Raw genomic sequence first — 22,289 nt, forward strand, 5'->3', positions numbered from 1 at the left:
ATCCATTCCATGCCATCAACAGACCCCACCACCCCCGGGGTGTGCTGACATGAAATGCCAAAAGCTTTCGTGGCGAATGACCCTCATCCAATTCTAATTAGACCAGGGCATTTCCATGTATCTCCCGCGTATTACCCTTATCACCGCCGCCGTGCTGGCACTGGCTGCTTGCAGCAAACAGGACGCCGCCGCTCCGCAACAAAACGCATCTGCCGGTGCTGCTGCCAGCGATGCCGTTATCGTCAAGATCGGCTCTGCCAATCCGCTGACCGGTCCGTTCGCCCACTGGGGCCGCGATGCCGACAATGGCGTGAAGCTGGCTGCCGAAGAAGCCACTGCGGAAAACCTCAAACTGGACGGCAAGCCGGTCAAGTTTGAAGTCGTGTCCGAAGATGATCAGGCCGACCCGAAAACCGCCACCCAGGTGGCGCAGCGCTTTGTCGACAACAAGGTTGCTGGCGTCATTGGTCACCTGACTTCCGGCGCAGCGATTCCGGCCTCCAAGATCTACTCCGACGCAGGCATTCCGATGATTGCCGGTTCGGTAACCAGCCCCAAGTTCACCGAGCAAGGCTTCAAGAACACCTTCCGCATCATTGCCAATGACCAGCAGCAGGGACAGGCGCTGGCCAAATTTGCGGTGGGGGACCTGAAGCGTGCGCGCATTGCCATCATCGATGACCGCACCACCTACGGCCAGGGCCTGGCTGATGACTTCGCCAAATCGGTAGAAGCTGCCGGTGGCAAGGTGATCAAGCGTGAATTCACCACCAATAGCGCTACCGACTTCATGGCCATCCTCACCTCGATCAAGGGCGAAAAGCCGGATCTGGTGTTCTACGGTGGCATGGATGCCCAAGCGGGTCCGATGGTGAAGCAGATGCGCAAACTGGGCATCACGGCTGACTTCATGGGTGCCGATGGCGTGAATACCGCCGAATTCGGCAAGTTGGGCGGCAAGGATGCCGATGGCAGCTACGCTTCCAGCGCTGGCGCACCCAAGGAAAACATGCCGGGCTTTGCTGCTTTCAACGACAAGTTCAAAAAGCGCTTCAATGCCGAAATCCAGGCTTACGCACCGTACACCTACGATGCCACCCGCGTGATGATCGAAGCCATGAAGCGTGCCGGCTCGGCCGACCCGGCCAAGTACCTGCCGGAAGTGGCCAAGACCAAGCTGCAAGGCGTGACCGGTGAAATCGCCTTCGACCCCAAGGGCAATATCATGAATGGTACGGTTTCCCTGTACCAGCTCAAGAACAGCAAGTGGGAATCGGTAGCCAAGCCGGCCGCAGGAGCCAGCGCAGCGCAATAAGCATTTGCGTGATCGCCAAAGAAAAACGGCAGCCACAAGCTGCCGTTTTTCATGTGGCGCACCAGTTCAGTCGCGGAAACTGGCGGTTTGGCGCGTCATCATGGCCATGCCGGCCTGCTGGATGTCTTCTGACAGCAGCATGGCGGCATTCCAGGTGGCTACGTGATTCAGGCTGTCTGCCACGCTGTGGTCACGCGCGTAGTTAAGCATTTCCTTGCTGCCACGCACGGCCAGCGGCGACTTGCCCGCCATCAGCTGCGCGGTTTCCAGTGCAGCGGCCAGTAGGCTGTCGGCATCCGGTAGCAGCCTATTCACCAGACGGATGGCCAGCGCCTCTTCCGCACCCACATCGCGTCCGGTCAGCGCCATTTCCCGTGCCATGCCCTGCCCGACCACACCTGGCAAACGCTGCAGCGTGCCCACATCGGCCACCATGCCGATATCCACTTCGCGCACGCCAAATACGGCATCGGCTGCGGCAAAGCGGAAATCAGCCGCCAGCGCAATATCCAGCCCACCACCCAGACAGGCACCATGAATGGCGGCTACCACCGGCTTGCGACAATTCTCCAGGCTGGAGACAGTGTCCTGTAGCTGCAAAATGAGCCGCCGCAGCTTTTCGCGTTTGCGGCCTTCACAGTCATCCGCAATCACCGACTGGATGCCCATCAGCATGGCCAGATCGATGCCGGAGCAAAAATGCCGGCCCTGCCCGGCCAGCACCACCGCACGCACGGTCGGCTCGGCGTCTGCCCACTCCATCACCGCCTGCAGTTCCAGCCACATGGCCTGATTCAGCGCATTGGCCTTGTCCGCGCGGTTGAAGCGCACCAGCGCCACTTTGTCCTGCTGTTCGACGCTAAAGGTCTGCCATTGCATCGTCTGCTCCTTATTGCGGCCGCTTCTTGGGAATCCACGCCCACACCATCTCGCACTGGATGGGCGACTCACCAGACTCGTCAGTTACCGTGACTTCAACCAGGGTTTCACCTTTATCAATATGGTACAGGTCGCGGATCTGTGCATCGCTCAAGGTGGCCACGGCCCGCATATCGCCCTGGGAGCGCTTGGTGTAATTCACCTTCATCGACTTGAGCAGCATCAGCTTGTCATCCGGCACATTCATGCCCACCACGAAGCCGCTGGCTGTTTCGGCCAGCAAGGCCATGGCTGCAGCGTGCACACCCTTGATATGGTTCTGCACCTTGCGCTGATTACGGATCGATACCGTCAACCTGGTATGGTCGACCTGCTCGAAGCGCAAGCCGGATGTGGCAAGAAATGGCACCAGGCGGCCAAACAACAGGGAAAGTACCCTGCTGCGCAGGCCAACCGGCAGTTTCCCCACTTTGTCGGCGATGCGGCTCATGCTGTTTTTCTGATAGTCCATGCGTGTTAGCCCTCTTTGTTATGTCATGGAAGTGGAGTGGCCAGGCCCAGCAAGGCCCGGATTTGAATCTTCAGTGCCGGCAATACCGATTGATCGGTGCGCGCCAGTTGCAAGCCGCCCTGCAAGGCGGCCAGCATCAGCAAACCCATGGCCTGTGCCGTGCCTGCGTAATGCATGCTGCCATCCTCCCTCCCGGCGTCTGCGATGCGTACCGCCCAGTCACGCATCTCGTCGACGAAGGCATTGGCCTCTGCCTGCATCTCGGCTGGCAAGGTCTGGTATTCGGTGGTCAGGATGCCGCTGGGGCAGATCTGCTGATCCTGCTCGAAATAGGCATCGGTCAGGGTGAAGTAGCGTTCCAGCTGCTGCTGCGGGGCCAGCGTGTGCTGGGCATCGACAAAGCGCTGGAAGCGGCGGCGATAACGCTGGATCAGCGCTACGCCCAGATCGGTCTTCTTCGGGTAGTGATAATGGATGGCGGCATTGCGCACTCCCAGCTCCGAGCTGATGTGCTGGTAGCTGAAAGCATTGAAGCCGCGCGTCAGCAATAGCTGCTCGGCAATATCGAGAATGCGTTTACTGGTATCGTTTTTGGCATCGGCGGCAGGTTTCATGCGGAAACTCTACTTACTGGTTAGTAAGGTGTCAATCCAATACCCCTGAAAGCTGGACAGGCTTAGCGTATCAGTTATGATGGAAGGCATTTGGCCAACCCTGAGACCGGACCTTTTCCGATGCGACTCAAATTCAGCAAGATGCATGGCCTGGGCAATGATTTTATGGTGATAGACGGCGTCAGACAGACCGTTTCACTGGATACCGACAGAATCCGCCAGCTCGGCAACCGCCACTTCGGCATCGGCTTCGACCAGCTCCTGCTGGTGGAATCCCCCCACGCAGAAAACAACGATTTCCGTTACCGTATTTTCAATAACGATGGCAGCGAAGTAGAACAATGCGGCAATGGCGCACGCTGTTTCGCCAAATTTGTTTGCGACCAGAAACTGACCAATAAAAAGGCCATCCGGGTGGAGACCGCCAAGGGCGTGATCATTCCGGAATACCTTGGCCAGAACCAGGCTGTGGTCGATATGGGCGTGCCACGCTTCCGTCCGGTAGACATTCCCTTTGTCGCCGAAGGCGAAGCCATCACCTATCCGCTGGACATCGCCGGCTACAGTTGCGACATCAGCGTGGTGTCCATGGGGAACCCACACGCCGTTCAGGTGGTCGATAGTGTCGACACTGCACCGGTACAGCAACTGGGCGCCCTGATAGAAACCCACCACCGCTTTCCGGAAAAGGTTAACGCCGGCTTCATGCAGATTGTTTCGCGGCAGGAAATCCGCTTGCGCGTGTTTGAACGCGGTGCTGGCGAAACCCTGGCCTGCGGCACCGGTGCCTGCGCCGCCGTGGTGGCCGGCATTCGCCGTGGCCTGCTGGATGCCAAGGTGCTGGTGCATACCCGTGGTGGCGATCTGCAGATCGAATGGCATGGCGAAGGCCAGGCCGTACGCATGACCGGCCCGGCCATGACCGTTTTCCAGGGTGAAATCGAAGTCTGAACGACCGGACCTACCCTCCATGAAAAGGATGTGATTGATGCATAGCGACGAGGTATTGGCTTACCTGGAGAATCATCCGGACTTTCTGCAGCACCATGCCGACCGTTTCGGCCTGCGCGCTGCAGCCGCCCAGCAGGATCGGGTGGTGGTATCGCTGGCCGACCGCCAGATGCTGGAGCTGAAAGACCGTAACCGCCAGCTGGAAGCGCGCCTGCATCAACTCATCCGCCATGGCGAGGCCAATGACCAGATCATCCACAGCGCACACCGTCTGTCCTTGGCGCTGCAACGCTGCCTTACCCTGCAGCAGGTAGCCGACGGACTGGCCAGCTGCTTTCAGCAGGATTTTGCCCTGGAGCGCATGGCCTTGCGCCTGTGGCACCCGGCAGCCGAGGCCTCGCCGCTGTTCAATGCCCGCCACGAAGTGCAGGCATTGGCGCGCAATCTGTCCGCCCCCTACTGCGGTCCTTACGTCAATGACGAAGTGCTAGGCTGGTTCCCCGCCACGCCGGTGCTGCAGTCTTTCAGCCAGATCCCGCTGACCGATGCCAGTGGCGCGGCCTTCGGCTTGCTGGTGCTGGCCAGTGACGATGCGCAACGCTTTACCTTCGACATGCATACCCATTACCTGGCCCAAATGGGCGAGATCATTTCTGCAGCATTGCTGCGTGTACTGGGCCAGGCATGACAGCAACGTTGGGCGGCTGGATCCTGATTCTCCTGCTGGTAAGTTACTACTTGCACATTCTCTGGCGGCAGATCGCTGCGCGCAGCCCCGTGGCCATTACCGCTTTCGTGGCGGGCTACTTCATGCTGGCAGCGCTGTTCCGTCACGCTGAGCCCTATCCATTGCTGCGGCCGATCTGGCTACCTTTCATTTACTGCTATGTCTGGCTGGCTTTCTCGGCTGCCATCTGGCTGCTGGCTACCGCCAAAGTGTCACGGCGCGGACTCAGCTTTCCCGGCGAGCCCCCCCTGATCAGCGCCCTGCTTAGCTCGCAGCTCACGCTCAGCCTGGGCACCCTGCTGCTATCACCTTTACTGGACTGGCGCCCCATGGCGGCCTATGTGATGCTGCCGCCGGTGATCGTGGTGATCAGCTATCTGCTATACCGACTGTTTGCCATCCTGCTGCGGCGCAATGCTGACAATCGGCTCTCCTGGGCAGTGCTGCTGACCAGTACCCTGCTGTCGCCACTGCTCAGCATGTTGCTGGGGGCATGGCTTGCACCTTATCTGTTAGGTTGGACCTGACCCAGCTCTGCATGGCAATAAAAAAACCGGCCTCTGGCCGGTTTTTGCATGACTGCCAGCAGCTCAGGCCAGTGTACGGCCAAGCGCCAAGGCCAGTGCGGCCAGCTCCCCCAGCAATTGGCGGAAATCCTGCGGATTGAGCGCCTGTTCGCCATCACACCAGGCATTGGCAGGATCCGGGTGAATATCCAGCATCAGCCCATCCGCACCTGCCGCGATGGCGGCCTTGGCCAGGGACGGCACCATCCAGGCCTTGCCGCCGGCATGGCTGGGGTCGACGATGACCGGCAGATGGGTTTCCCGCTTCAATACCGGGATGGATGACAGATCCAGCATATTGCGATAACTCGGCTCAAAGCTGCGCACGCCGCGTTCGCAGAAAATAATGTTGTGGTTGCCACCCGCTGCAATGTGTTCAGCTGCCATCAGCCATTCGGTGAGGGTGGCAGATGGGCCGCGCTTGAGGATGACCGGCTTGTTGATCCGCCCTACTTCCTTGAGCAGCCCGACATTCTGCATATTGCGTGCGCCGATTTCGATCATGTCGACATCCAGCTCCAGGAATGTCTCCAGCATGCGCACGTCCAGTAGCTCGCTCACCATGGGCAGGCCATGCCGGCCGGATTCCTGGCGCAATTGTTCCAGTCCGGCCACGCCGATTCCGGGAAACGCATAGGGGCTGGTGCGCGGTTTGAAGGCACCACCACGCAGCAAGCGGCAACCTCCGGCCTTGACCAGCTCCGCGCACTGGGCCATCTGCTCGGCGGTTTCCACCGCGGCCGGGCCGGCGATGATCTGGATGGCCTTGCCGCCAAAGGCCTGGCCGCGCACTTGCACCACGCTGTCTGCCGGGTGTACTTCACGCGAAACAATGCGGTAATCCTTTACCACCCGCATGGCCCGTTCCACTCCCGGCATCAGCTCGAAAGCATCCGGACTGAACACCCGTTCATCCCCCACTGCGCCGATGATGGTGCGCTCGGTACCGCGCGAAACATGCTCGCTCAGTCCGGCGGCGCGAATCTTGTCTACTACCGCCTGGATATATTCATCCGGGGCGTGATGCTTCATCACAATAATCATGCGGATTTCCTGCAAGGGAAAGATCCGGCCTGCCTCTGCAGACGCGGACGGAGCTAATGGTTTGACTGTGCGATTCTAGCAGATCGTTCCAGTTTGCCTGCGGCTGGCTATTTGCGCAGATGCTGCCACTGGCGCGACAGACGGCGGCCCAGTCGCATCCAAACCGCCGGCCGCCTGTTGCGCAGCTGTTGTCGCAAGGCTTGCACGGCCTGCCAGTAGCGCGAGGCTGCCAGCCGGTCAAACACATAAGCCTTGAAGCGCAGGAAAGCCTGATAGCTACGCGCAAACCAGGCCACCTGCAGCAGCTGATTGCGAGTCAGCTCGAACAGGCGCGCAGCGACGGCAGTGCCCAGCAGCTTGGCCAGCACAATCACCAGCAGGCCAAACAAGGCATGGCCACGGCCGATCAGCAATACGGCCATCAGTTTTACCGGTAGCAGGCCCAGCACCGGCAGCAAAAACAGGCTGAGCGCAATGGCCGGTGGGCGGCTGGCAATCCAGCGCTCGATCTGGCGCAATAGCGGCAATCGGCCAAGCCTGGCCAGTATCGCCGCCAATTCGTCCCAAGCAAACTCCTCGAAGGCGATTAGCAGTGCTGCCAGCAGCACCAGCGGGCCGCTCACGATGCGCTTGATGCGCCAGGTAATGGTTTTACTGCGGCTGTCGCACATGGCGGGCTTTATGAAAGACGATGGCTTACAGGTGGGGTCAGGTATGAGCCAGATCAAGCCACTTGGCGGTGTGGCGCGGCTGATAATTACGCATGGTGTCCAGTAGTGTCAGGATGTCGGACGAATGGCTGAACAATTCCATATTGCTGGCCGGCACAAAACCTTCGGCCACGGCATGCCGGGTCAGCGCCAGCAGCGGTTGATAAAAGCCGGCCACATCCAGCAGCCCCACCGGCTTGTCGTGCACGGCGAGCTGCGCCCAGGTGAGGATTTCAAACAGTTCGTCAAACGTGCCAAAGCCACCGGGCAACGCGACAAAGCCATCAGCCAGTTCGGCCATCAGCGCCTTGCGCTGGTGCATGGTGTCGGTGACGTGTAGCTCGGTCAGGCCCAGATGGGCCACTTCCTTGGCCTTGAGAAACTCGGGAATCACACCGATCACCTTGCCGCCAGCGGCTAGCGCGGCATCAGCCGCCACACCCATCAAGCCCACCTTGCCCGCGCCATACACCAGGGTGATGCCCTGCTCGGCCAGCGTGCGGCCAAAATCGGCGGCGGCAGTGATGTACTCCGGGCGCTGACCCTTGTTCGAACCACAAAACAGACAAACAGACTTCATGTTCACACTCTCCCAAAAAGCCGCAGCCGGGTGGAGTGCTCCAGCCCGGCTGCGTATGGCATGTCGATAAGCTTACAAAACGGCTTGCGGGTAGGAACCCAATACCTTGACGAAGGAAGTGCGCTCCGCCAATCCGGCCAGCGCAGTGGCGACATTGGCGTCGTCGTGATGACCTTCCATGTCGATGAAGAACACATAGTCCCATAGGCCGGCACGCGACGGCCGCGATTCGAACTTGGTCATGGAGACGCCATTGTCCGCAACAGGTGCCAGCAACTGGTGCACTGCGCCCGGGCGATTGGGCGCTGCCACCACGATGGAGGTCTTGTCCTGCCCGGTGGCACCCACCTGCTGATGGCCCAGCACCAGGAAACGGGTGGTGTTGTTGGGTTCGTCTTCGATATTCTCGGCCAGTTTGACCAGGCCATAGCGCTCGGCCGCAGCCTGGCCGGCAATGGCGGCAGCTTGCGCATCTTCCCCGGCCAGTCGTGCAGCCTCGGCATTGCTGGCCACCGATACGCGCTCCACGCTATCCGGCAGGTTCTTGTTCAGCCATTCGTGACACTGCGCCAAAGCCTGGGCGTGGGCATAGACGCGGCTAATGCCGGCCATGCCCTCCTGCTTGCGCAGCAAGTGGTGGTGAATGCGCAGCACTACTTCGCCGCAGATGCGCAAGGGGCTGCTGACCATCAAATCCAGTGTGCGCCCTACCGCGCCTTCAGTGCTGTTTTCCACCGGGGCAACCACATAATCCAGCGCGCGCGATTCTACCAGGCGGAAAGCCTCGTCCACCGAGGCGCAAGCCACGGTATGCGCGGCATGGCCGAAATGTTTGGTGGCTGCCAACTGGGTAAACGTACCCTCCGGGCCGAGATAGGCAATGGACAGCGGCTTTTCCAGCGCTAGGCATTCCGACATTACCTCGCGGAACAATCGCGCCACGCTTTCATTCGGCAGCGGGCCGGGGTTGAGCTGCTGGATGCGGCGCAAGACTTGCGCTTCGCGTTCCGGGCGGTAGATGATGCCGCCACCTTTGATCTCGCCGATTTCGCGGGCGTGATTGGCGCGGCTATTCAGCAGATTGAGAATTTCCACATCGATGGCGTCGATGGCGTCGCGGTGTTGCTTCAGCAGTTCTTCTGACACGTAATCAATCTTTCACTATGACAAACTGGCCTTTTCCGATCTGGTAAGTTTCCGCGAGATAGCCTTCCGTCGCAAGCACCAGTCGTATGAAATCGGCACATTCAGCGGCGTGCGACAACACATTGTCCACCACGATCAGCCCGCCGGGCCGCAAAACCCGGCATAAAGCGGGCCAGTAAGCGGGGTAACAGCTGCGGTCGGCATCAAGAAACACCATATCCACGCTACTGTCTGCCTGGGCAGACAAATAAGCGCCGGCATCTTCGCAGCGCAGTGTCACCTTGGCGCTCAGGGCAAAGTCTTGCAAATGTGCTGCGGCCTGCTGCTGTTTGGCGGGCAGAATATCCAGGCTGGTGATGCTGCCGGCGCGGTCGCGCAGGGCCAGCGCCAGCCACAGGGTGGAATAACCATTGGATGTACCAATTTCCAGAACCTGCCGCGGATTGGCATGGCGCAGCAGCTGGTAGAGAAAACGCCCGGTATCCGGTGTGATGAACAGGTTCTTCTGTGCCCGTTCGCTGGTCGCGTCATCGTGGCGTTCGCCCTGCTCCCAGATGGCTTGCAGTCTGGTGAGTACCTGGCTTGTCAGCATAAGTTTTCCCTCTTGTGGTCAGAAACAGGCGGTAATCAGGTCCGCAAAAGACAGGACAAAGCGTGGCTGCTGATACATGGCCAGCAGCGCCAGCAGAATGATGGCAGCCAATAGCAGCCAACCGGCGCTTTTCATGTGGCTGCCCGTTCGGCAAAGGCGGCGGAAGCGCGCTCGCGTATCGGCAGGTTGGCGAGCGCAGCCATCACGCCCAGTACGATGGCAATGCCCCACACGATGTTGTAATTGCCGTTCAGGTCGTACAGCTTGCCACCCAGCCACACCCCAAGAAAGCTGCCCACCTGGTGCGAGAAAAACACCGCGCCGGACAACATGCCCAGATGCTGTACGCCAAACTGGCTGGCAATCACGCCATTGGTGAGCGGCACGGTGGATAGCCACAAAAAGCCCATGACCGAAGCGAAAATCAGCACCGATGGCACGGATAGCGGCAGCAGCAGGAACAGACCGATGGCAATGCTGCGTGCCAGATAAATGCCAGCCAGCAAGGGCGGCTTGGCAAAGCGGCTGCCGGCTTCGCCAAACAGGAAGGTGCCAAAGATATTGAACAGGCCGATCAGTGCCAAGGCCATGCTGGCGACATTGCCACCCATGCCGTGGTCACGCAGATAGGCTGGCAGATGCACGCCGATAAACACCACCTGGAAACCACAGACGAAATAACCAGCCATCAACAGGCGGAAACCTGGCTCGGTCCAGGCGCGGCTAAAGGTATGCAGCATGCCTTGCAGCAAGTGTGGATGGCTGTGCGGCTGTGCAGTTTGCGGCAGCGCGGCGGCCTGGCGGGTTAGCGAGCGACCCAGCGGCAACATCAACAAGGCGCACGCCCCCAGCACCAGCAAGGCCGGCAGCCAGCCCAGGCCGTCGATCAGCGAGCGTTCGATCGGCACCATGGCGAACTGGCCAAAAGACCCTGCAGCGGCGGTAAGACCCATGGCGCGCGAACGATAGGCAGCCGGCACGGTGCGGCCCAGTACACCGAATATCACGCTATAGGTGGTGCCGGACAGCGCCAATCCCAGCAGCACCCCGGCAGACAGGGAGAACATCACCGGGCTGGCCGACACCGTCATCAGCAGCAAGCCCAAGGCATACAGCAGCCCGCCGCCCAGCAATACCTTACCCGGGCCGTGGCGGTCGGCCAATGCGCCGGCAAAGGGCTGGGCCAGGCCCCACACCAGATTCTGCATGCCCAGTGCAAAGGCAAAACTCTCACGCGTCCAGCCAAATGCAGAAGTCATGGGCGGCATGAAAAAGCCGAAACCGTGGCGCACACCCATGGCGAGTGAAACAATCAGGCCGCCGGCGAGCAGCAAGCGTTGGAGGGAGCGGTCCATGGAATGATTTCCGATATTGTTATGGTCATCCATCATATGACTGCAACGCACAAGAAAAAACCCGTGTTGAACACGGGTTTTTGCACACACTGTCGCCACAGCAGAACAATCACCCTCAGCCGTGCTGGCGGGCGAAATCCTGCATGAAGTTGGCCAGGGCCTTGACGCCTTCGATTGGCATGGCGTTGTAGATGGAAGCACGCATGCCGCCAACCACACGATGACCCTTGAGCTGGATCAGGCCGTTCTTGCGCGCTTCCATCAGGAAGCTCTCTTCCAGCGCGTCGTCCTTCAGGCGGAACACCACATTCATGCGCGAGCGGAACGGTGCATCGATATGGGTATGGTAGAAGCCTTCGCTGGCCTCGATGGCGTGATACAGCAGGCCGGCCTTCTCCGCATTGCGGCTTTCCATGCCCTTGACTCCGCCCAATTGCTTCAGCCACTTGAATACCAGGCCGGCAATATAGATGGGATAGGTGGCCGGCGTGTTGTACATGGAGTCGGCAGCGGCGTGGGTCTGATAATTCAGCATGGTCGGCAGGTCGGCACGGGCACGGCCCAGCAGATCCTCGCGCACCAGCAAGACCACCAGGCCGGACGGGCCGATATTCTTCTGCGCCCCGGCATAGATCAGGCCGAACTTGCTGACATCCACTTCACGCGACAGGAAGTCGGACGACATGTCACAAACCAGCGGCACGCCTTGATCCGCAGGCACAAAGGGGAACTGCAGGCCGCCGATGGTTTCGTTGGAGGTGTAGTGCAGATAAGCAGCATTGGGGTCACGCTGCCAGGTGTCTTCTGCCGGTACATAGGCAAAATTACGGTCTTCGCTGCTGGCCACCACATTGACATTGCAATAGCGGCGCGCTTCCTTGACTGCCAGCTTGGACCAGTGGCCGGTATTGACGATATCTACCGACTGTTTGTCACCCAACAGATTGAGCGGCACCATGGAAAACTGCATGGAGGCGCCACCCTGCAGGAACAGCACCTTGTAACCGGCCGGCACGTGCATCAGCTCGCGCAGATCGTGTTCGGCATCATGGATGATTTCCATGAATTCCTTGCCACGATGGCTCATTTCCATTACCGACATGCCGGAGCCGTGCCAGTCCAGCATTTCGCTCTGGGCTTGAGCCAGTACTTCGTGGGGCAATACCGCCGGTCCGGCAGAAAAGTTATACACCTTGGCCATGTCTGTCCTCAGTCATTGCTTCAATGTTGCGGCATGACCCGGCAGGCCATGCCGGTGTGTGTCACTGCGTGAGCAGGAAATGGGCCCGGGCAACAGCCACCGGCTTGCGGCGGTCTTCCTGCCAGGCTTCTATCAATACATGGGCGACACGCTTGCCCTGCTTGGTGATTTCGCAGCGGGCAAACAGGGTTTGCGGCCGGCCTGAACGCAGGTAATCCAGCGAAAAATCGACAATCTTGGGGGCTTCGAGCGATTCGCGATGCCAGATCAGGTGCAAGAGCGCGGCATTTTCCAGAAAGCCGCCAATCAGTCCGCCGTGCAGCGCCGGCAACGCGGTATTGCCGACATTGCGCGGATAAAACGGCAGCTGGAACAGCAGTTCGCCATCGTCACCCGTACTCACTTCCACGCCCATCAGCCGGGCATAGGGAATGGCCTCGCACAGCGCGGCAACATTATTGTCATCGCGCAGCGCGGCCAGTTGCTGCATGAATTCGCTCATCAGGCCCCCTCTTTCAGCATGGAGGCGCGGCTGGATTCACGCATGAAGGTGGCCACGCCATGGGCAATGGGGTCTGCGGGGTCGTCGTGGTAGCACACCGCGCGGGTGAAGGCGATCTGGCTGGCCAGGCGGTAACATTCCGCACGGCAGTAGATGGCCTTGCCTGGCGTGGCAGCCTTGAGATAATCGATGCGCAGATCCAGCGTGGCGATGGTTTCAAAGTCTGGCAGGCAGGCCGTCACTGACACGGCACTGGTGGTATCCACCAGCGAGGTAATGACCCCGCCGTGGATGGTGCCGCTGGCCGGGTTGCCAACCAGGTCTTCTCGCCAATCCACTTTCAGCGTGGGCTTGCGGCCCTCGGTGCCCAGATACTGGAAACCGAGGGTGGCGCAGTGCGGCAAGGAGACGAAGAGCGCGCTCATCGTCTCCAGCACCTGCGCATTGGCAGGCGTTGCCGTCATGCCTCGGCGTCCCCTGCGCTGGCTGCGTCAGCTGCCGGTACGGCAGCATCCACGCCATCAGCCACGTCACCGTCGACCACTTCCGCCTCGTCGTCAGACTCGCCTTCGGCAACCTTTTCCAGGCCGATCAGTTTCTCGCCCTCGTCCAGATTGATCAGGCGCACGCCCTGGGCCGAGCGGCCGGTTTCGCGCACTTCCGATACCTTGGTGCGGATCAGCACGCCACCGGTGGTGATCAGCATGACGTCGTCGCTGTCTTCCACCAGGCTGGCGGCCACCAGCTTGAGACCGGTCTTGTCGGTCAGATCCATGGCGATCACGCCCTGGGTGCCACGGCTGGTATGACGGAACTCGCCGGTGCGGGTGCGTTTGCCATAGCCGCCATCACTGGCGGTCAGCACTTGCTGCTCTTCCGAATTGGTGACCAGCAGCGAAATCACATGCTGACCTTCGGCCAGCATCATGCCACGCACACCGGCTGCAGTACGGCCCATCGGGCGCACATCGGTTTCGCTGAAGCGCACGGCCTTGCCGCCATCGGAGAACAGCATGATCTGCTCGTTGCCGGAGGTCAGTGCCACGCCGATCAGGTTGTCGCCCTCTTCCAGACGTACGGCGATGATGCCGGCGGTACGCGGACGGGAGAAGGCTTCCAGCGGAGTTTTCTTCACCGTACCGTTGGCGGTACACATGAAGATGAACGGACCCTTGGCCTTGAGGGCGGCATCTTCGTCGTCCTCGATCTCGTCCTCGGTCTCGGCGTCAGTAAAGGCCTTGATTGGCAGCAGTGCGTTGATCTTTTCGCCATCGGCCAGCGGCAGCACGTTCACCATCGGTTTGCCACGGCTGTTGCGGCCGCCTTGCGGCAGATTGTAGACCTTGATCCAGTAGCAACGACCCTTGCTGGAGAAGCACAGCACGTAGTCGTGGGTATTGGCCACGAACAGGGTGTCGATGAAATCGTCATCCTTGGTGGCTGCAGCCTGCTTGCCACGACCGCCACGGCGTTGCGAGCGGTAGTCGTCGATCGGCTGGGTCTTGATGTAGCCGGTATGGGAAATGGTCACCACCATGTCTTGCGGGGTGATCAGGTCCTCGATATTGATGTCGCCACCAAAGGGCTCGATTTCAGAGCGGCGGCCATCGCCAAACTGGGTCTTGATGGCCAGCAGTTCGTCGCCGATGATCTGGTTGATGCGTTCCGGGCGTTCCAGAATGTCGATCAAATCCAGGATGATGGCCATGATGTCGCGGTATTCGCCGACGATCTTGTCCTGCTCCAGGCCGGTCAGGCGTTGCAGACGCATTTCCAGGATGGCCTGGGCTTGCGCATCGGACAGGCGATAGCCATCAGCATGCAGACCGAACTCGACGTCCAGGCCATCCGGGCGGGCCTTGCTCTGATCCACGCGCGACAGCATTTCTTCCACCAGTTCGGAACGCCACGGGCGCGCCATCAGCGCGATCTTGGCAGCCGGCGGGGTTTCCGAAGCCTTGATCAGGGCAATGATGTCGTCCACATTGGACAGCGCCACGGCCAGGCCTTCCAGGATGTGGCCACGCTCACGTGCCTTGCGCAGTTCGAAGATGGTGCGGCGGGTAACGACTTCGCGACGGTGCCGCAGGAATTCGTCGATGATCTGCTTCAGGTTCAACAGGCGCGGCTGGCCATCGACCAGGGCCACCATATTGATGCCGAAGCTGTCCTGCAGCTGGGTCAGCTTGAACAGGTGATTGAGCACCACTTCCGGCATTTCGCCGCGCTTGAGCTCGATCACGATGCGCATGCCGGACTTGTCCGACTCGTCGCGCAGATCGGAAATACCTTCAATCTGCTTGTCGCGCACCAGTTCGGCAATGCGTTCCAGCAGGCGCGACTTGTTCACCTGGTACGGAATTTCGTCGACGATGATGGCCTGGCGGTCGCCCTTGCCGATGTCTTCGAAATGGGTACGGGCGCGCATGATGACGCGGCCACGACCGGTGCGATAGCCCTCTTTCACCCCGGCGGTGCCGTAGATGATGCCTGCAGTCGGGAAGTCCGGTGCCGGAATGATGTCGATCAGATCATCGATGGTCAGTTCCGGGTTGGCCAGCAGCGCCAGACAGGCATCCACCACTTCCGTCAGGTTGTGCGGCGGAATATTGGTGGCCATGCCCACGGCAATGCCGGAGGAGCCATTGATCAGCAGATTGGGGATCTTGGCCGGCAGAATCAGCGGCTCGTGTTCCGAACCATCATAGTTCGGCCCGAAGTCCACGGTTTCCTTGTCGATGTCGGCCAGCAGTTCGTGCGCAATGCGCGCCATGCGGATTTCGGTATAACGCATGGCGGCAGCGCTATCGCCATCCACCGAGCCGAAGTTGCCCTGGCCATCCACCAGCGGGTAGCGCAGGCTGAAGTCCTGCGCCATGCGCACGATGGTGTCGTAAACAGCCGAGTCACCGTGCGGGTGATATTTACCGATGACATCGCCTACGATACGCGCCGATTTCTTGTAGGCGCGGTTCCAGTCGTTGGAAAGTTCGTGCATGGCAAACAGCACGCGACGATGTACCGGTTTGAGGCCATCACGCACATCGGGAAGCGCGCGGCCCACGATCACGCTCATGGCGTAATCGAGGTAGGAGCGGCGCATTTCCTCTTCGAGGCTGATTGGGATCGTTTCCTTGGCGAAAAGCTGATCTGTCATGGGTAAATGGCTATCTTTTCAGGAATCAAAAATAGCCTAGATTCTAGCACGTCCACCCCGTCTACGCATGCCTTGTCGCTTGATGAGCAGCTGCAATGACGGTCAGCCGGTCGCCGCCCTGCTGTGTCAGGTACTTAGCATCACCGGCAAGGGAAATAGTCTGCAAAACCGCCGCACCCAAGCGGGAGCAGTCATGACAAAGGGCCGCCCCTGGCGACCCTTGATCGGTACGGCAGCCGCCAATCAGCGCTTGCCGGCTGCTTCTTCGCGCCGACGACGCGCCTCTTCCAGCAGGTAGACCTGGTAATCGTCCAGGTCGCCATCGAAATCCTTCACCCCGCCGCGCGAAACCAGCCAGAACTCATCACACACCGCACGCAGCAAGGCGCGGTCGTGACTCACCAGCATCACCGAGCCTTCGAACTCGTTCAGCGCCACGCTCAAGGCCTCACGGGTAGCCAGGTCCAGGTGGTTGGTCGGCTCATCCAGCAGCAGCAGATTGGGGCGTTGCCACACGATCATGCACAGCACCAGCCGCGCCTTTTCGCCGCCGCTCATGCTGCCGACCTGCTGCTTGACCATGTCGCCGCTGAAGTTGAAGGTGCCGAGGAAGTTACGCAGCCCCTGCTCGCGGCAATCATTGGCTGGCGGACGGATGGCCGCCGGAATGTCACGCGCCAGGCGGAACATGTGCTCGAGTGGATTATCCTGCGGGCGCAGTACATCCAGCTCCTGCTGCGAGAAGTAACCGATATTCAGCCCCTTGCCGCGAATGATCTCGCCGCCGGTTGCCTGCAAGGCCTCGGCCACGGTCTTGACCAGGGTCGACTTGCCCTGCCCGTTCGCCCCCAGAATACCGATGCGCTGACCAGCCAGTACCGAGCGATTGACGCCACGCACGATGACGGTGGGTGGTGTACCTGCCGGTGCATCCTCGGCTGCCGGATAGCCAAACTCGGCCTGCGACATGGTCAGCATGGGATTGGGCAGGCTTTGCGGCTCTTTGAATTCAAACTGGAAATCTGCCTCGGCCAGCACCGGAGCAATCTTCTCCATCCGCTCCAGCGCCTTGACCCGGCTTTGCGCCTGCTTGGCCTTGCTGGCCTTGGCCTTGAAGCGATTGATGAAGCTTTGCAGGTGGGCAATCTTCTCCTGCTGCTTGGCCTGCGCCGCCTGCTGCAGAATCATCTGCTCGGCGCGCATGTCTTCAAATTTGCTGTAATTGCCGCCGTAGCGCACCAGCTTGGCGTTGTCGACATGCAAGGTGACGTTGGTGACTGCATCAAGAAATTCGCGGTCATGACTGATCACCACCATGGTGCCGCCATAGTTTTTCAGCCAGGCTTCCAGCCAGACCAGTGCGTCCAGATCCAGGTGGTTGGTTGGCTCGTCCAGCAGCAAGAGATCGGACGGACACATCAGTGCACGTGCCAGTTGCAGGCGCATGCGCCAGCCACCGGAAAAACTGTTTACCGGCTGGCTTAGCTCGGCCACGCTAAAACCCAAACCCAGAATCAGCGACTGCGCGCGCGCCGGCGCGTCGTGCTCGCCCGCATCATTCAACGCCGTATAGGCATGCGCCATGCGCATATAATCTTCGCCCGCCTCGGCCTCGGCCACTTCCAGCCGCGCCGCCAGCAAGGTGGTATCGCCCTCGACCACGAAGTCGGTGGCAGTCTGCTCGGTTTCCGGCATGTCCTGCGCCACCTGCGCCATGCGCCATTGCGCCGGGATCGACACATCGCCGCCATCTTCATGCAGGCTGCCATTGAGCACTGCAAACAAGGAGGACTTGCCCGCGCCATTGCGGCCAACCAGGCCCACTTTCTCGCCCGGATTAAGCGTAACCGAGGCGTTGTCGAGCAAAACTTTACTACCGCGACGCAAGGCCACGTTCTTTAAGATAATCATTGAGTCAGTTGCGCATTCATGAGGGCGAGGTGAATTTCACTTGAGTGAGCCGCATCGGGCCCGCAGCCATGGACAGGCTGCTGGCAACCCTGGCTTGGGCAAACGAGGCGGCAGTATCGCACGAAACGACCCGCCTGGCGGTGTCTTGCACTCGTCCGCAACGTACGCGTCGCAGACGAATTGGTACGACGAGACGAGCAACAAAGCGGTATGGGCGGTGATTTCGTCTAAAATCTTTTGCCGAAAACGCAAATGCAAAACGGGCCTTGTATTTCTACAAGGCCCGTGGAATATGGTGCCGGCGGCAGGAATCGAACTCGCGACCCCCTGATTACAAGTCAGGTGCTCTACCAACTGAGCTACACCGGCGAAGGGCTGCAATATAGCGTCTTGCCCCTTGGCTGGCAAGCCCGTCAGTGCATTTTTTTATGCTTCTTGATCGGCTTTTTCGCTAGCTTATTGTTTTTGCTTGATTTGTGATGAGCGGGCTTGGCGGTATTTTTTTTGCCTGCCGTCACTTTGCCGGCAGGCTTGTGTGTTGCCGCGGCCGCGTGCTTGCCATGCTGACGGTGCTGCCCCTTGCCCGCGGCATGATGCTTGCGGCTGGACGGCTTGCTGGCTTTGCGGTGCGTATTGGCGGTATTGGCCCGACTGGCTGATGCATGATGCGCTGGCTTCTTGGCAGACTTGAGCGGTGCGCTCGGCACATCGCCCGGCAGCGGGATGTCTTCGGTTTCTGCATGGGCGAAGCCGCCCAGCAGCAGTGCACCCAGCAACAGGGCAGTGCGAATAAATGAATGATTCATGGTGAAGTCTGGGCCCTTAGTGGTTGGCCATCTGGCTTGATGAACATGGATGCAAGGTGGCAATACTAGCATGGCTTGTCTGCGGCATCACCCAGCCGGGGCCAGGGCATTGCCCTGGCCGTGTGCTCCATTACGATACGCATGTGCATTCAATTTGCATTTGACTGGGCAATTACTCCGACAAAGCTGATGCCGTGGGCTTATAAATAATGCTAAAGACATTTGCTTCGCAAAGGAGCGCATTTCATGCCCGGCTTTTTTTGCACACTGCTGGTACTTGGCCTGCTGCTCATGCCCGACCTTGCCCGGGCAGCAGAACCAAGCCAGGTCATCATGCTGGAATGCGACTATCTCCCCAGCATCTGCAATCAGCCAGACCAACCCAGCCCCGGGGTGATGATAGAAATTGGCAACGAAGTGATACGCCGGGCCGGCTTTACTCCTCAGACCAGAATTCGCCCTTGGAACCGCGCCATGCGCGAGGTGATCGCCAGCCGCAACGCCATCATCATTTACTTTGCCCGCACACCTGAGCGAGAACCGCTGTTTCACTGGATTGCCATCATCAATCGCACAGATTTCAGATTTTTCACCCGCGATGGCGCTGCGCCATGCAATACCTTGCAGCAAGCTGCTGCCGGGCGCATCGGCGTACGCAGTGGTTCCAGCGTGCTCAGCTGGCTGGCGCAACAAGGCATGCGCACACAACAAATCGAACAAGGCCAGCTGGCCGATATGGCCAAAATGCTTAAGGCTGGCCGTGTCGACAGTTTTCTGGGCAGTGCTGCCACCTTCAAGCCCAGCTACCAACAAGAAACCGGCGCCATGCCGGTAGAAGGCAAGGTGGTCTACAGTAGCGAAAACTGGATTGCCTCCGGCCCACTCTTTCCGCCCGAAACCGCAGCCAAGCTCGCCAATGCCCTCAGTCGCATGAAAGAAGACGGCTTTATCGAGCAGGTCATGCGTAAATATGGCAAGTAAATACAACGCATCAGGCTGTTGAGTGCAGCCTCTCACCGCCATGGACAAGCACGCCGGACAGGATACTTGTCATTCGGCCGTCACTGCTGCGCGCACGCTCCAGCAGGCCAGCACACCCCATAGCACAGCCAGTGCATTACCCAGGGTGAACAGCACATGAAAAACCTTGGGTGCTGCGAGCCAGCCTTCCAGATGATTTTCTCCCAGCAGCAAGGACAAGCCACATAACAATAAGGTGACATTACGCTTGGTACGCAGATCCGGCTGATGGGCAGCCCAGCCAAAGACAAAGGCGAGCAGCAAGTCGAAGTAAGCAATTTCCCGCTGCCAGTGTGGGGACGCGGCCCAGGTGGTGCCAGCAGCAGTCCATGCTGGCTGGACAATGTGGGCCAGTGCCGCACCAACAGCCGCACTGGCCCACAGCCGCAGCAAGATGTCGAAGCGGGCGCATCCTGAAGATGAGTTGATGGCTGGCTGGCGTTTCATCGGCAAGGGCTTTCTGCAAAACTGCTGTAGCTCCTCTCTCGAATAATGGCGAGGAGCGTGGTTTGAAGTAAACGGCAGATGATAATACTTGTATGTCATGATTGGCCATTCTCAAGAAAAGCCAGCATGAAACGCGCCCTTCTACTTCGACCTGCCCCCTCGCCTGTCAAACCCTGTACGCAGAATGCCCACCGCCTGGAGGCTGTGTGGCCCACGACGAAGTGCGTGACTGGCTGAGATAATCTGCGTGATGTGAATAATCATTCCTACGGCGGGAGCTGTTCCGCATGCAGGACCACAGTGGACAATGTGCTTGTCTGGCTTGGCTGAGGCGGCTTTGCATGGGCTGCACAGCAAACAGGGTTCCGGTATAGTAAAGCCCATCTCATTCACCTACCCGCTTACCCAAGCCCAATAAAAGCAATTGGGGGGGGAAGGGGGTGGCAAATAGCTGGAAAGTTAATTAAATCCAGTAAATTCAAGGGTTTATGCAATCATGCTGCTAATGATCGATAACTACGACTCGTTTACCTACAATCTGGTGCAATACTTCGGCGAGCTCCAGCAAGAGGTAAAGGTGTTTCGCAATGATGAAATCACCCTGGAACAAATCGAGGCCTTGCAGCCGCAGTACCTGGTGATTTCCCCCGGCCCCTGCACCCCGAACGAGGCCGGGATTTCAGTGGCGGCCATCAAGCATTTTGCCGGCAAGCTACCCATCATGGGGGTGTGCCTGGGTCATCAGGGGATTGGCCAGGCTTTTGGCGGCAAGATCATTCACGCCAAGCAGCTGATGCATGGCAAGGTGTCGCCGGTGCATCATCACAATATCGGCATGTTCCGTGACCTGCCCAACCCGGTTAGCTGCACCCGCTATCACTCGCTGGTGATCGAGCGTGAAACGCTGCCGGACTGTCTGGAAATCACCGCCTGGACCGACGATGGTGAAATCATGGGCGTGCGCCACAAAACCCTGCCCATCGAGGGTGTGCAGTTCCATCCCGAGTCCATCCTGACCGAGCATGGCCACCGCATGCTGGACAATTTCCTCAAGGAATTCGCCTGAGCGAATGACTGACGGCCCCGCCCAATACTGACGGGGCCTCTTTGCCGTGCTGCCAAGACAGCCCCGCCCGCGATTCAAGGACCCTCATCATGCTGACCCCCCAGGCCGCCCTCAACCGACTGATTGACGGCAACGAACTGTTTTTTGACGAAATGCTGGATCTGATGCGCCAGATTATGCGTGGCGAGCTGACGCCGGCGCAGACGGCTGCCATTTTGATTGGGCTGCGCACCAAGGTGGAAAGCGTGTCGGAGATTGCCGCTGCCGCCACGGTGATGCGCGAGTTCGCTACCCCGGTGCCGGTCAGCCGGCGCGAGCATCTGATTGATACTTGCGGCACTGGTGGCGACAAGAGCCACACCTTTAATATCTCCACCACCTCGGCCTTTGTGGTGGCTGCCGCCGGGGCACGAGTAGCCAAGCATGGCGGGCGTTCGGTATCGTCCAGCTCCGGCAGTGCCGATGTGCTGGAGCTGCTGGGGGTTAATCTCAACCTCAGCCCGGAACAGGTGGCCCGCTGCATCGATGAAATCGGTGTCGGCTTCATGTTCGCCCCCAATCACCACAGTGCGATGAAGCATGTTGCCCCCATCCGCAAGGAACTTGGGGCGCGCACCATCTTCAATATCCTGGGGCCGCTGACCAATCCGGCCAACGCCGATCACCAGATCATGGGGGTATTCCACCCTGATCTGGTCGGCATCCAGTCGCGGGTGTTGAAGCAGCTGGGCAGCAAGCATGTGATGATCGTGCACGGCCTGGACGGGCTGGATGAGATCACCCTCAGCGACCGCACCATGGTGGCCGAACTGAAAGACGGCCAGATCGAGGAATATATCCTGGACCCGCGTGAGCTGGGTTTCAGCTTCTTCGAACTCAAAGATATCCAGGCCACCAGCGCCACCGCGTCGCGCGACATCCTGCTGTCGGTACTGGACAACCAACCTGGTCCGGCGCGGGACATCGTCCTGCTCAACGCCGGCGCAGCGATTTATACTGCCGACATTTGCGCCACGCTGCCGGAAGGCATTGCGCTGGCGCGGGAAGTGCTGGCCAGCGGCCAGGCACGCGCCAAGCTGCAGCAACTGATAGACCTGAGCCAGTCACTGGCTGGCTAAACCCTGCTTTTGCACATCCGGCCACCGGTGTGGCCGGATGGTTTTACCATTGATTCCTGCTTCTCGAGATA

At 59.6% G+C, this 22,289-nt stretch carries 23 protein-coding genes and 1 tRNA gene; 7 read left to right on the forward strand and 17 right to left on the reverse strand.

The window, feature by feature from the left end:
* Positions 1 to 115: 115 nt before the first annotated feature.
* Positions 116 to 1,315, forward strand: coding sequence for a branched-chain amino acid ABC transporter substrate-binding protein (locus EAY64_RS02720; RefSeq protein ID WP_103523248.1), 1,200 nt, complete (start codon positions 116 to 118; stop codon positions 1,313 to 1,315).
* Between the two features lie 66 nt (positions 1,316 to 1,381).
* Here EAY64_RS02720 and EAY64_RS02725 read toward each other — a convergent pair whose 3' ends face one another.
* The 3 genes from EAY64_RS02725 to EAY64_RS02735 are packed head-to-tail and all read right to left on the reverse strand — an operon-like array spanning position 1,382 to position 3,319.
* Positions 1,382 to 2,194 carry a crotonase/enoyl-CoA hydratase family protein gene (locus tag EAY64_RS02725; protein ID WP_103523249.1) on the reverse strand — a complete coding sequence of 271 codons (813 nt, stop codon included), beginning with the start codon at positions 2,192 to 2,194 and terminating at the stop codon, positions 1,382 to 1,384.
* A gap of 10 nt (positions 2,195 to 2,204) precedes the next feature.
* On the reverse strand, positions 2,205 to 2,705 hold the full coding sequence (locus EAY64_RS02730) for a DUF4442 domain-containing protein (RefSeq protein WP_103523250.1): 501 nt from the start codon (positions 2,703 to 2,705) through the stop codon (positions 2,205 to 2,207).
* 23 nt (positions 2,706 to 2,728) lie between these two features.
* Entirely contained in the window at positions 2,729 to 3,319 is a 591-nt protein-coding gene (locus tag EAY64_RS02735) for a TetR/AcrR family transcriptional regulator (RefSeq protein ID WP_103523251.1), read from the reverse strand.
* Between the two features lie 120 nt (positions 3,320 to 3,439).
* On the opposite strand from EAY64_RS02735, the gene dapF reads away from it, so the two are divergent.
* The 3 genes from dapF to EAY64_RS02750 are packed head-to-tail and all read left to right on the forward strand — an operon-like array spanning position 3,440 to position 5,524.
* On the forward strand, positions 3,440 to 4,270 hold the full coding sequence (gene dapF, locus EAY64_RS02740) for a diaminopimelate epimerase (protein WP_103523252.1): 831 nt from the start codon (positions 3,440 to 3,442) through the stop codon (positions 4,268 to 4,270).
* A 37-nt stretch (positions 4,271 to 4,307) separates the two neighbouring features.
* Positions 4,308 to 4,958, forward strand: a complete 651-nt coding sequence (locus EAY64_RS02745) for a DUF484 family protein (RefSeq protein WP_103523253.1) — start codon at positions 4,308 to 4,310, stop codon at positions 4,956 to 4,958.
* Complete coding sequence (locus EAY64_RS02750) at positions 4,955 to 5,524, forward strand: hypothetical protein (protein WP_147456167.1); 570 nt, start codon at positions 4,955 to 4,957, stop codon at positions 5,522 to 5,524. Before EAY64_RS02745 ends, EAY64_RS02750 begins: the two co-directional genes overlap by 4 nt.
* A 63-nt stretch (positions 5,525 to 5,587) precedes the next feature.
* On the opposite strand, the gene aroF is transcribed toward EAY64_RS02750, so the two are convergent.
* The 13 genes from aroF to EAY64_RS02815 all read right to left on the reverse strand — a co-directional run bounded on the left by aroF (position 5,588) and on the right by EAY64_RS02815 (position 18,639).
* Positions 5,588 to 6,607: a 3-deoxy-7-phosphoheptulonate synthase gene (gene aroF / locus EAY64_RS02755; RefSeq protein ID WP_103523255.1), complete on the reverse strand. Its 1,020-nt coding sequence runs from the start codon at positions 6,605 to 6,607 to the stop codon at positions 5,588 to 5,590.
* A 107-nt stretch (positions 6,608 to 6,714) separates the two neighbouring features.
* The gene (locus tag EAY64_RS02760; protein WP_103523256.1) at positions 6,715 to 7,278 is read right to left on the reverse strand and encodes a hypothetical protein; all 564 of its coding nucleotides are present in this window, start codon (positions 7,276 to 7,278) and stop codon (positions 6,715 to 6,717) included.
* 37 nt (positions 7,279 to 7,315) lie between these two features.
* Positions 7,316 to 7,897, reverse strand: coding sequence for an LOG family protein (locus EAY64_RS02765; RefSeq protein WP_226034143.1), 582 nt, complete (start codon positions 7,895 to 7,897; stop codon positions 7,316 to 7,318).
* 72 nt (positions 7,898 to 7,969) lie between these two features.
* Complete coding sequence (gene pheA, locus EAY64_RS02770) at positions 7,970 to 9,043, reverse strand: prephenate dehydratase (RefSeq protein ID WP_103523258.1); 1,074 nt, start codon at positions 9,041 to 9,043, stop codon at positions 7,970 to 7,972.
* Positions 9,044 to 9,047: 4 nt separating this feature from the next.
* A complete protein-coding gene (locus EAY64_RS02775; RefSeq protein WP_103523259.1) occupies positions 9,048 to 9,635 on the reverse strand; it encodes an O-methyltransferase in 588 nt (195 codons plus the stop codon).
* A gap of 131 nt (positions 9,636 to 9,766) precedes the next feature.
* Positions 9,767 to 10,990 carry an MFS transporter gene (locus tag EAY64_RS02780; RefSeq protein ID WP_103523288.1) on the reverse strand — a complete coding sequence of 408 codons (1,224 nt, stop codon included), beginning with the start codon at positions 10,988 to 10,990 and terminating at the stop codon, positions 9,767 to 9,769.
* Between the two features lie 115 nt (positions 10,991 to 11,105).
* Positions 11,106 to 12,191, reverse strand: a complete 1,086-nt coding sequence (serC, locus tag EAY64_RS02785; RefSeq protein ID WP_103523260.1) for a 3-phosphoserine/phosphohydroxythreonine transaminase — start codon at positions 12,189 to 12,191, stop codon at positions 11,106 to 11,108.
* Positions 12,192 to 12,252: 61 nt separating this feature from the next.
* On the reverse strand, positions 12,253 to 12,693 hold the full coding sequence (locus EAY64_RS02790; protein WP_103523261.1) for a PaaI family thioesterase: 441 nt from the start codon (positions 12,691 to 12,693) through the stop codon (positions 12,253 to 12,255).
* On the reverse strand, positions 12,693 to 13,157 hold the full coding sequence (locus tag EAY64_RS02795) for a PaaI family thioesterase (RefSeq protein ID WP_103523262.1): 465 nt from the start codon (positions 13,155 to 13,157) through the stop codon (positions 12,693 to 12,695). Before EAY64_RS02795 ends, EAY64_RS02790 begins: the two co-directional genes overlap by 1 nt.
* Positions 13,154 to 15,850 carry a DNA gyrase subunit A gene (gene gyrA, locus EAY64_RS02800; RefSeq protein ID WP_103523263.1) on the reverse strand — a complete coding sequence of 899 codons (2,697 nt, stop codon included), beginning with the start codon at positions 15,848 to 15,850 and terminating at the stop codon, positions 13,154 to 13,156. The genes EAY64_RS02795 and gyrA overlap by 4 nt, the downstream gene beginning before the upstream one ends.
* Positions 15,851 to 16,093: 243 nt before the next feature.
* Entirely contained in the window at positions 16,094 to 17,761 is a 1,668-nt protein-coding gene (locus tag EAY64_RS02805; RefSeq protein WP_103523264.1) for an ABC-F family ATP-binding cassette domain-containing protein, read from the reverse strand.
* A 293-nt stretch (positions 17,762 to 18,054) separates the two neighbouring features.
* Positions 18,055 to 18,130: transfer RNA gene (locus EAY64_RS02810), tRNA-Thr, on the reverse strand.
* Between the two features lie 44 nt (positions 18,131 to 18,174).
* Positions 18,175 to 18,639, reverse strand: a complete 465-nt coding sequence (locus tag EAY64_RS02815; RefSeq protein WP_147456168.1) for a hypothetical protein — start codon at positions 18,637 to 18,639, stop codon at positions 18,175 to 18,177.
* A gap of 174 nt (positions 18,640 to 18,813) precedes the next feature.
* Between EAY64_RS02815 and EAY64_RS02820 the strand changes: the two genes are divergently transcribed.
* A complete protein-coding gene (locus tag EAY64_RS02820; RefSeq protein ID WP_103523266.1) occupies positions 18,814 to 19,548 on the forward strand; it encodes a substrate-binding periplasmic protein in 735 nt (244 codons plus the stop codon).
* Between the two features lie 69 nt (positions 19,549 to 19,617).
* Here the strand turns inward: EAY64_RS02820 and EAY64_RS02825 are convergent, their stop codons facing one another.
* Positions 19,618 to 20,034 carry a hypothetical protein gene (locus tag EAY64_RS02825; RefSeq protein ID WP_103523267.1) on the reverse strand — a complete coding sequence of 139 codons (417 nt, stop codon included), beginning with the start codon at positions 20,032 to 20,034 and terminating at the stop codon, positions 19,618 to 19,620.
* A gap of 496 nt (positions 20,035 to 20,530) precedes the next feature.
* On the opposite strand from EAY64_RS02825, the gene EAY64_RS02830 reads away from it, so the two are divergent.
* Together EAY64_RS02830 and trpD are read left to right on the forward strand one after the other, a co-directional pair.
* Entirely contained in the window at positions 20,531 to 21,100 is a 570-nt protein-coding gene (locus EAY64_RS02830) for an aminodeoxychorismate/anthranilate synthase component II (RefSeq protein ID WP_103523268.1), read from the forward strand.
* 89 nt (positions 21,101 to 21,189) lie between these two features.
* A complete protein-coding gene (gene trpD / locus EAY64_RS02835) occupies positions 21,190 to 22,218 on the forward strand; it encodes an anthranilate phosphoribosyltransferase (protein WP_103523269.1) in 1,029 nt (342 codons plus the stop codon).
* Positions 22,219 to 22,289 lie beyond the last annotated feature (71 nt).

This window comes from Aquitalea palustris, from assembly GCF_003693445.1.
Classification (GTDB): Bacteria; Pseudomonadota; Gammaproteobacteria; order Burkholderiales; family Chromobacteriaceae; genus Aquitalea; species Aquitalea palustris.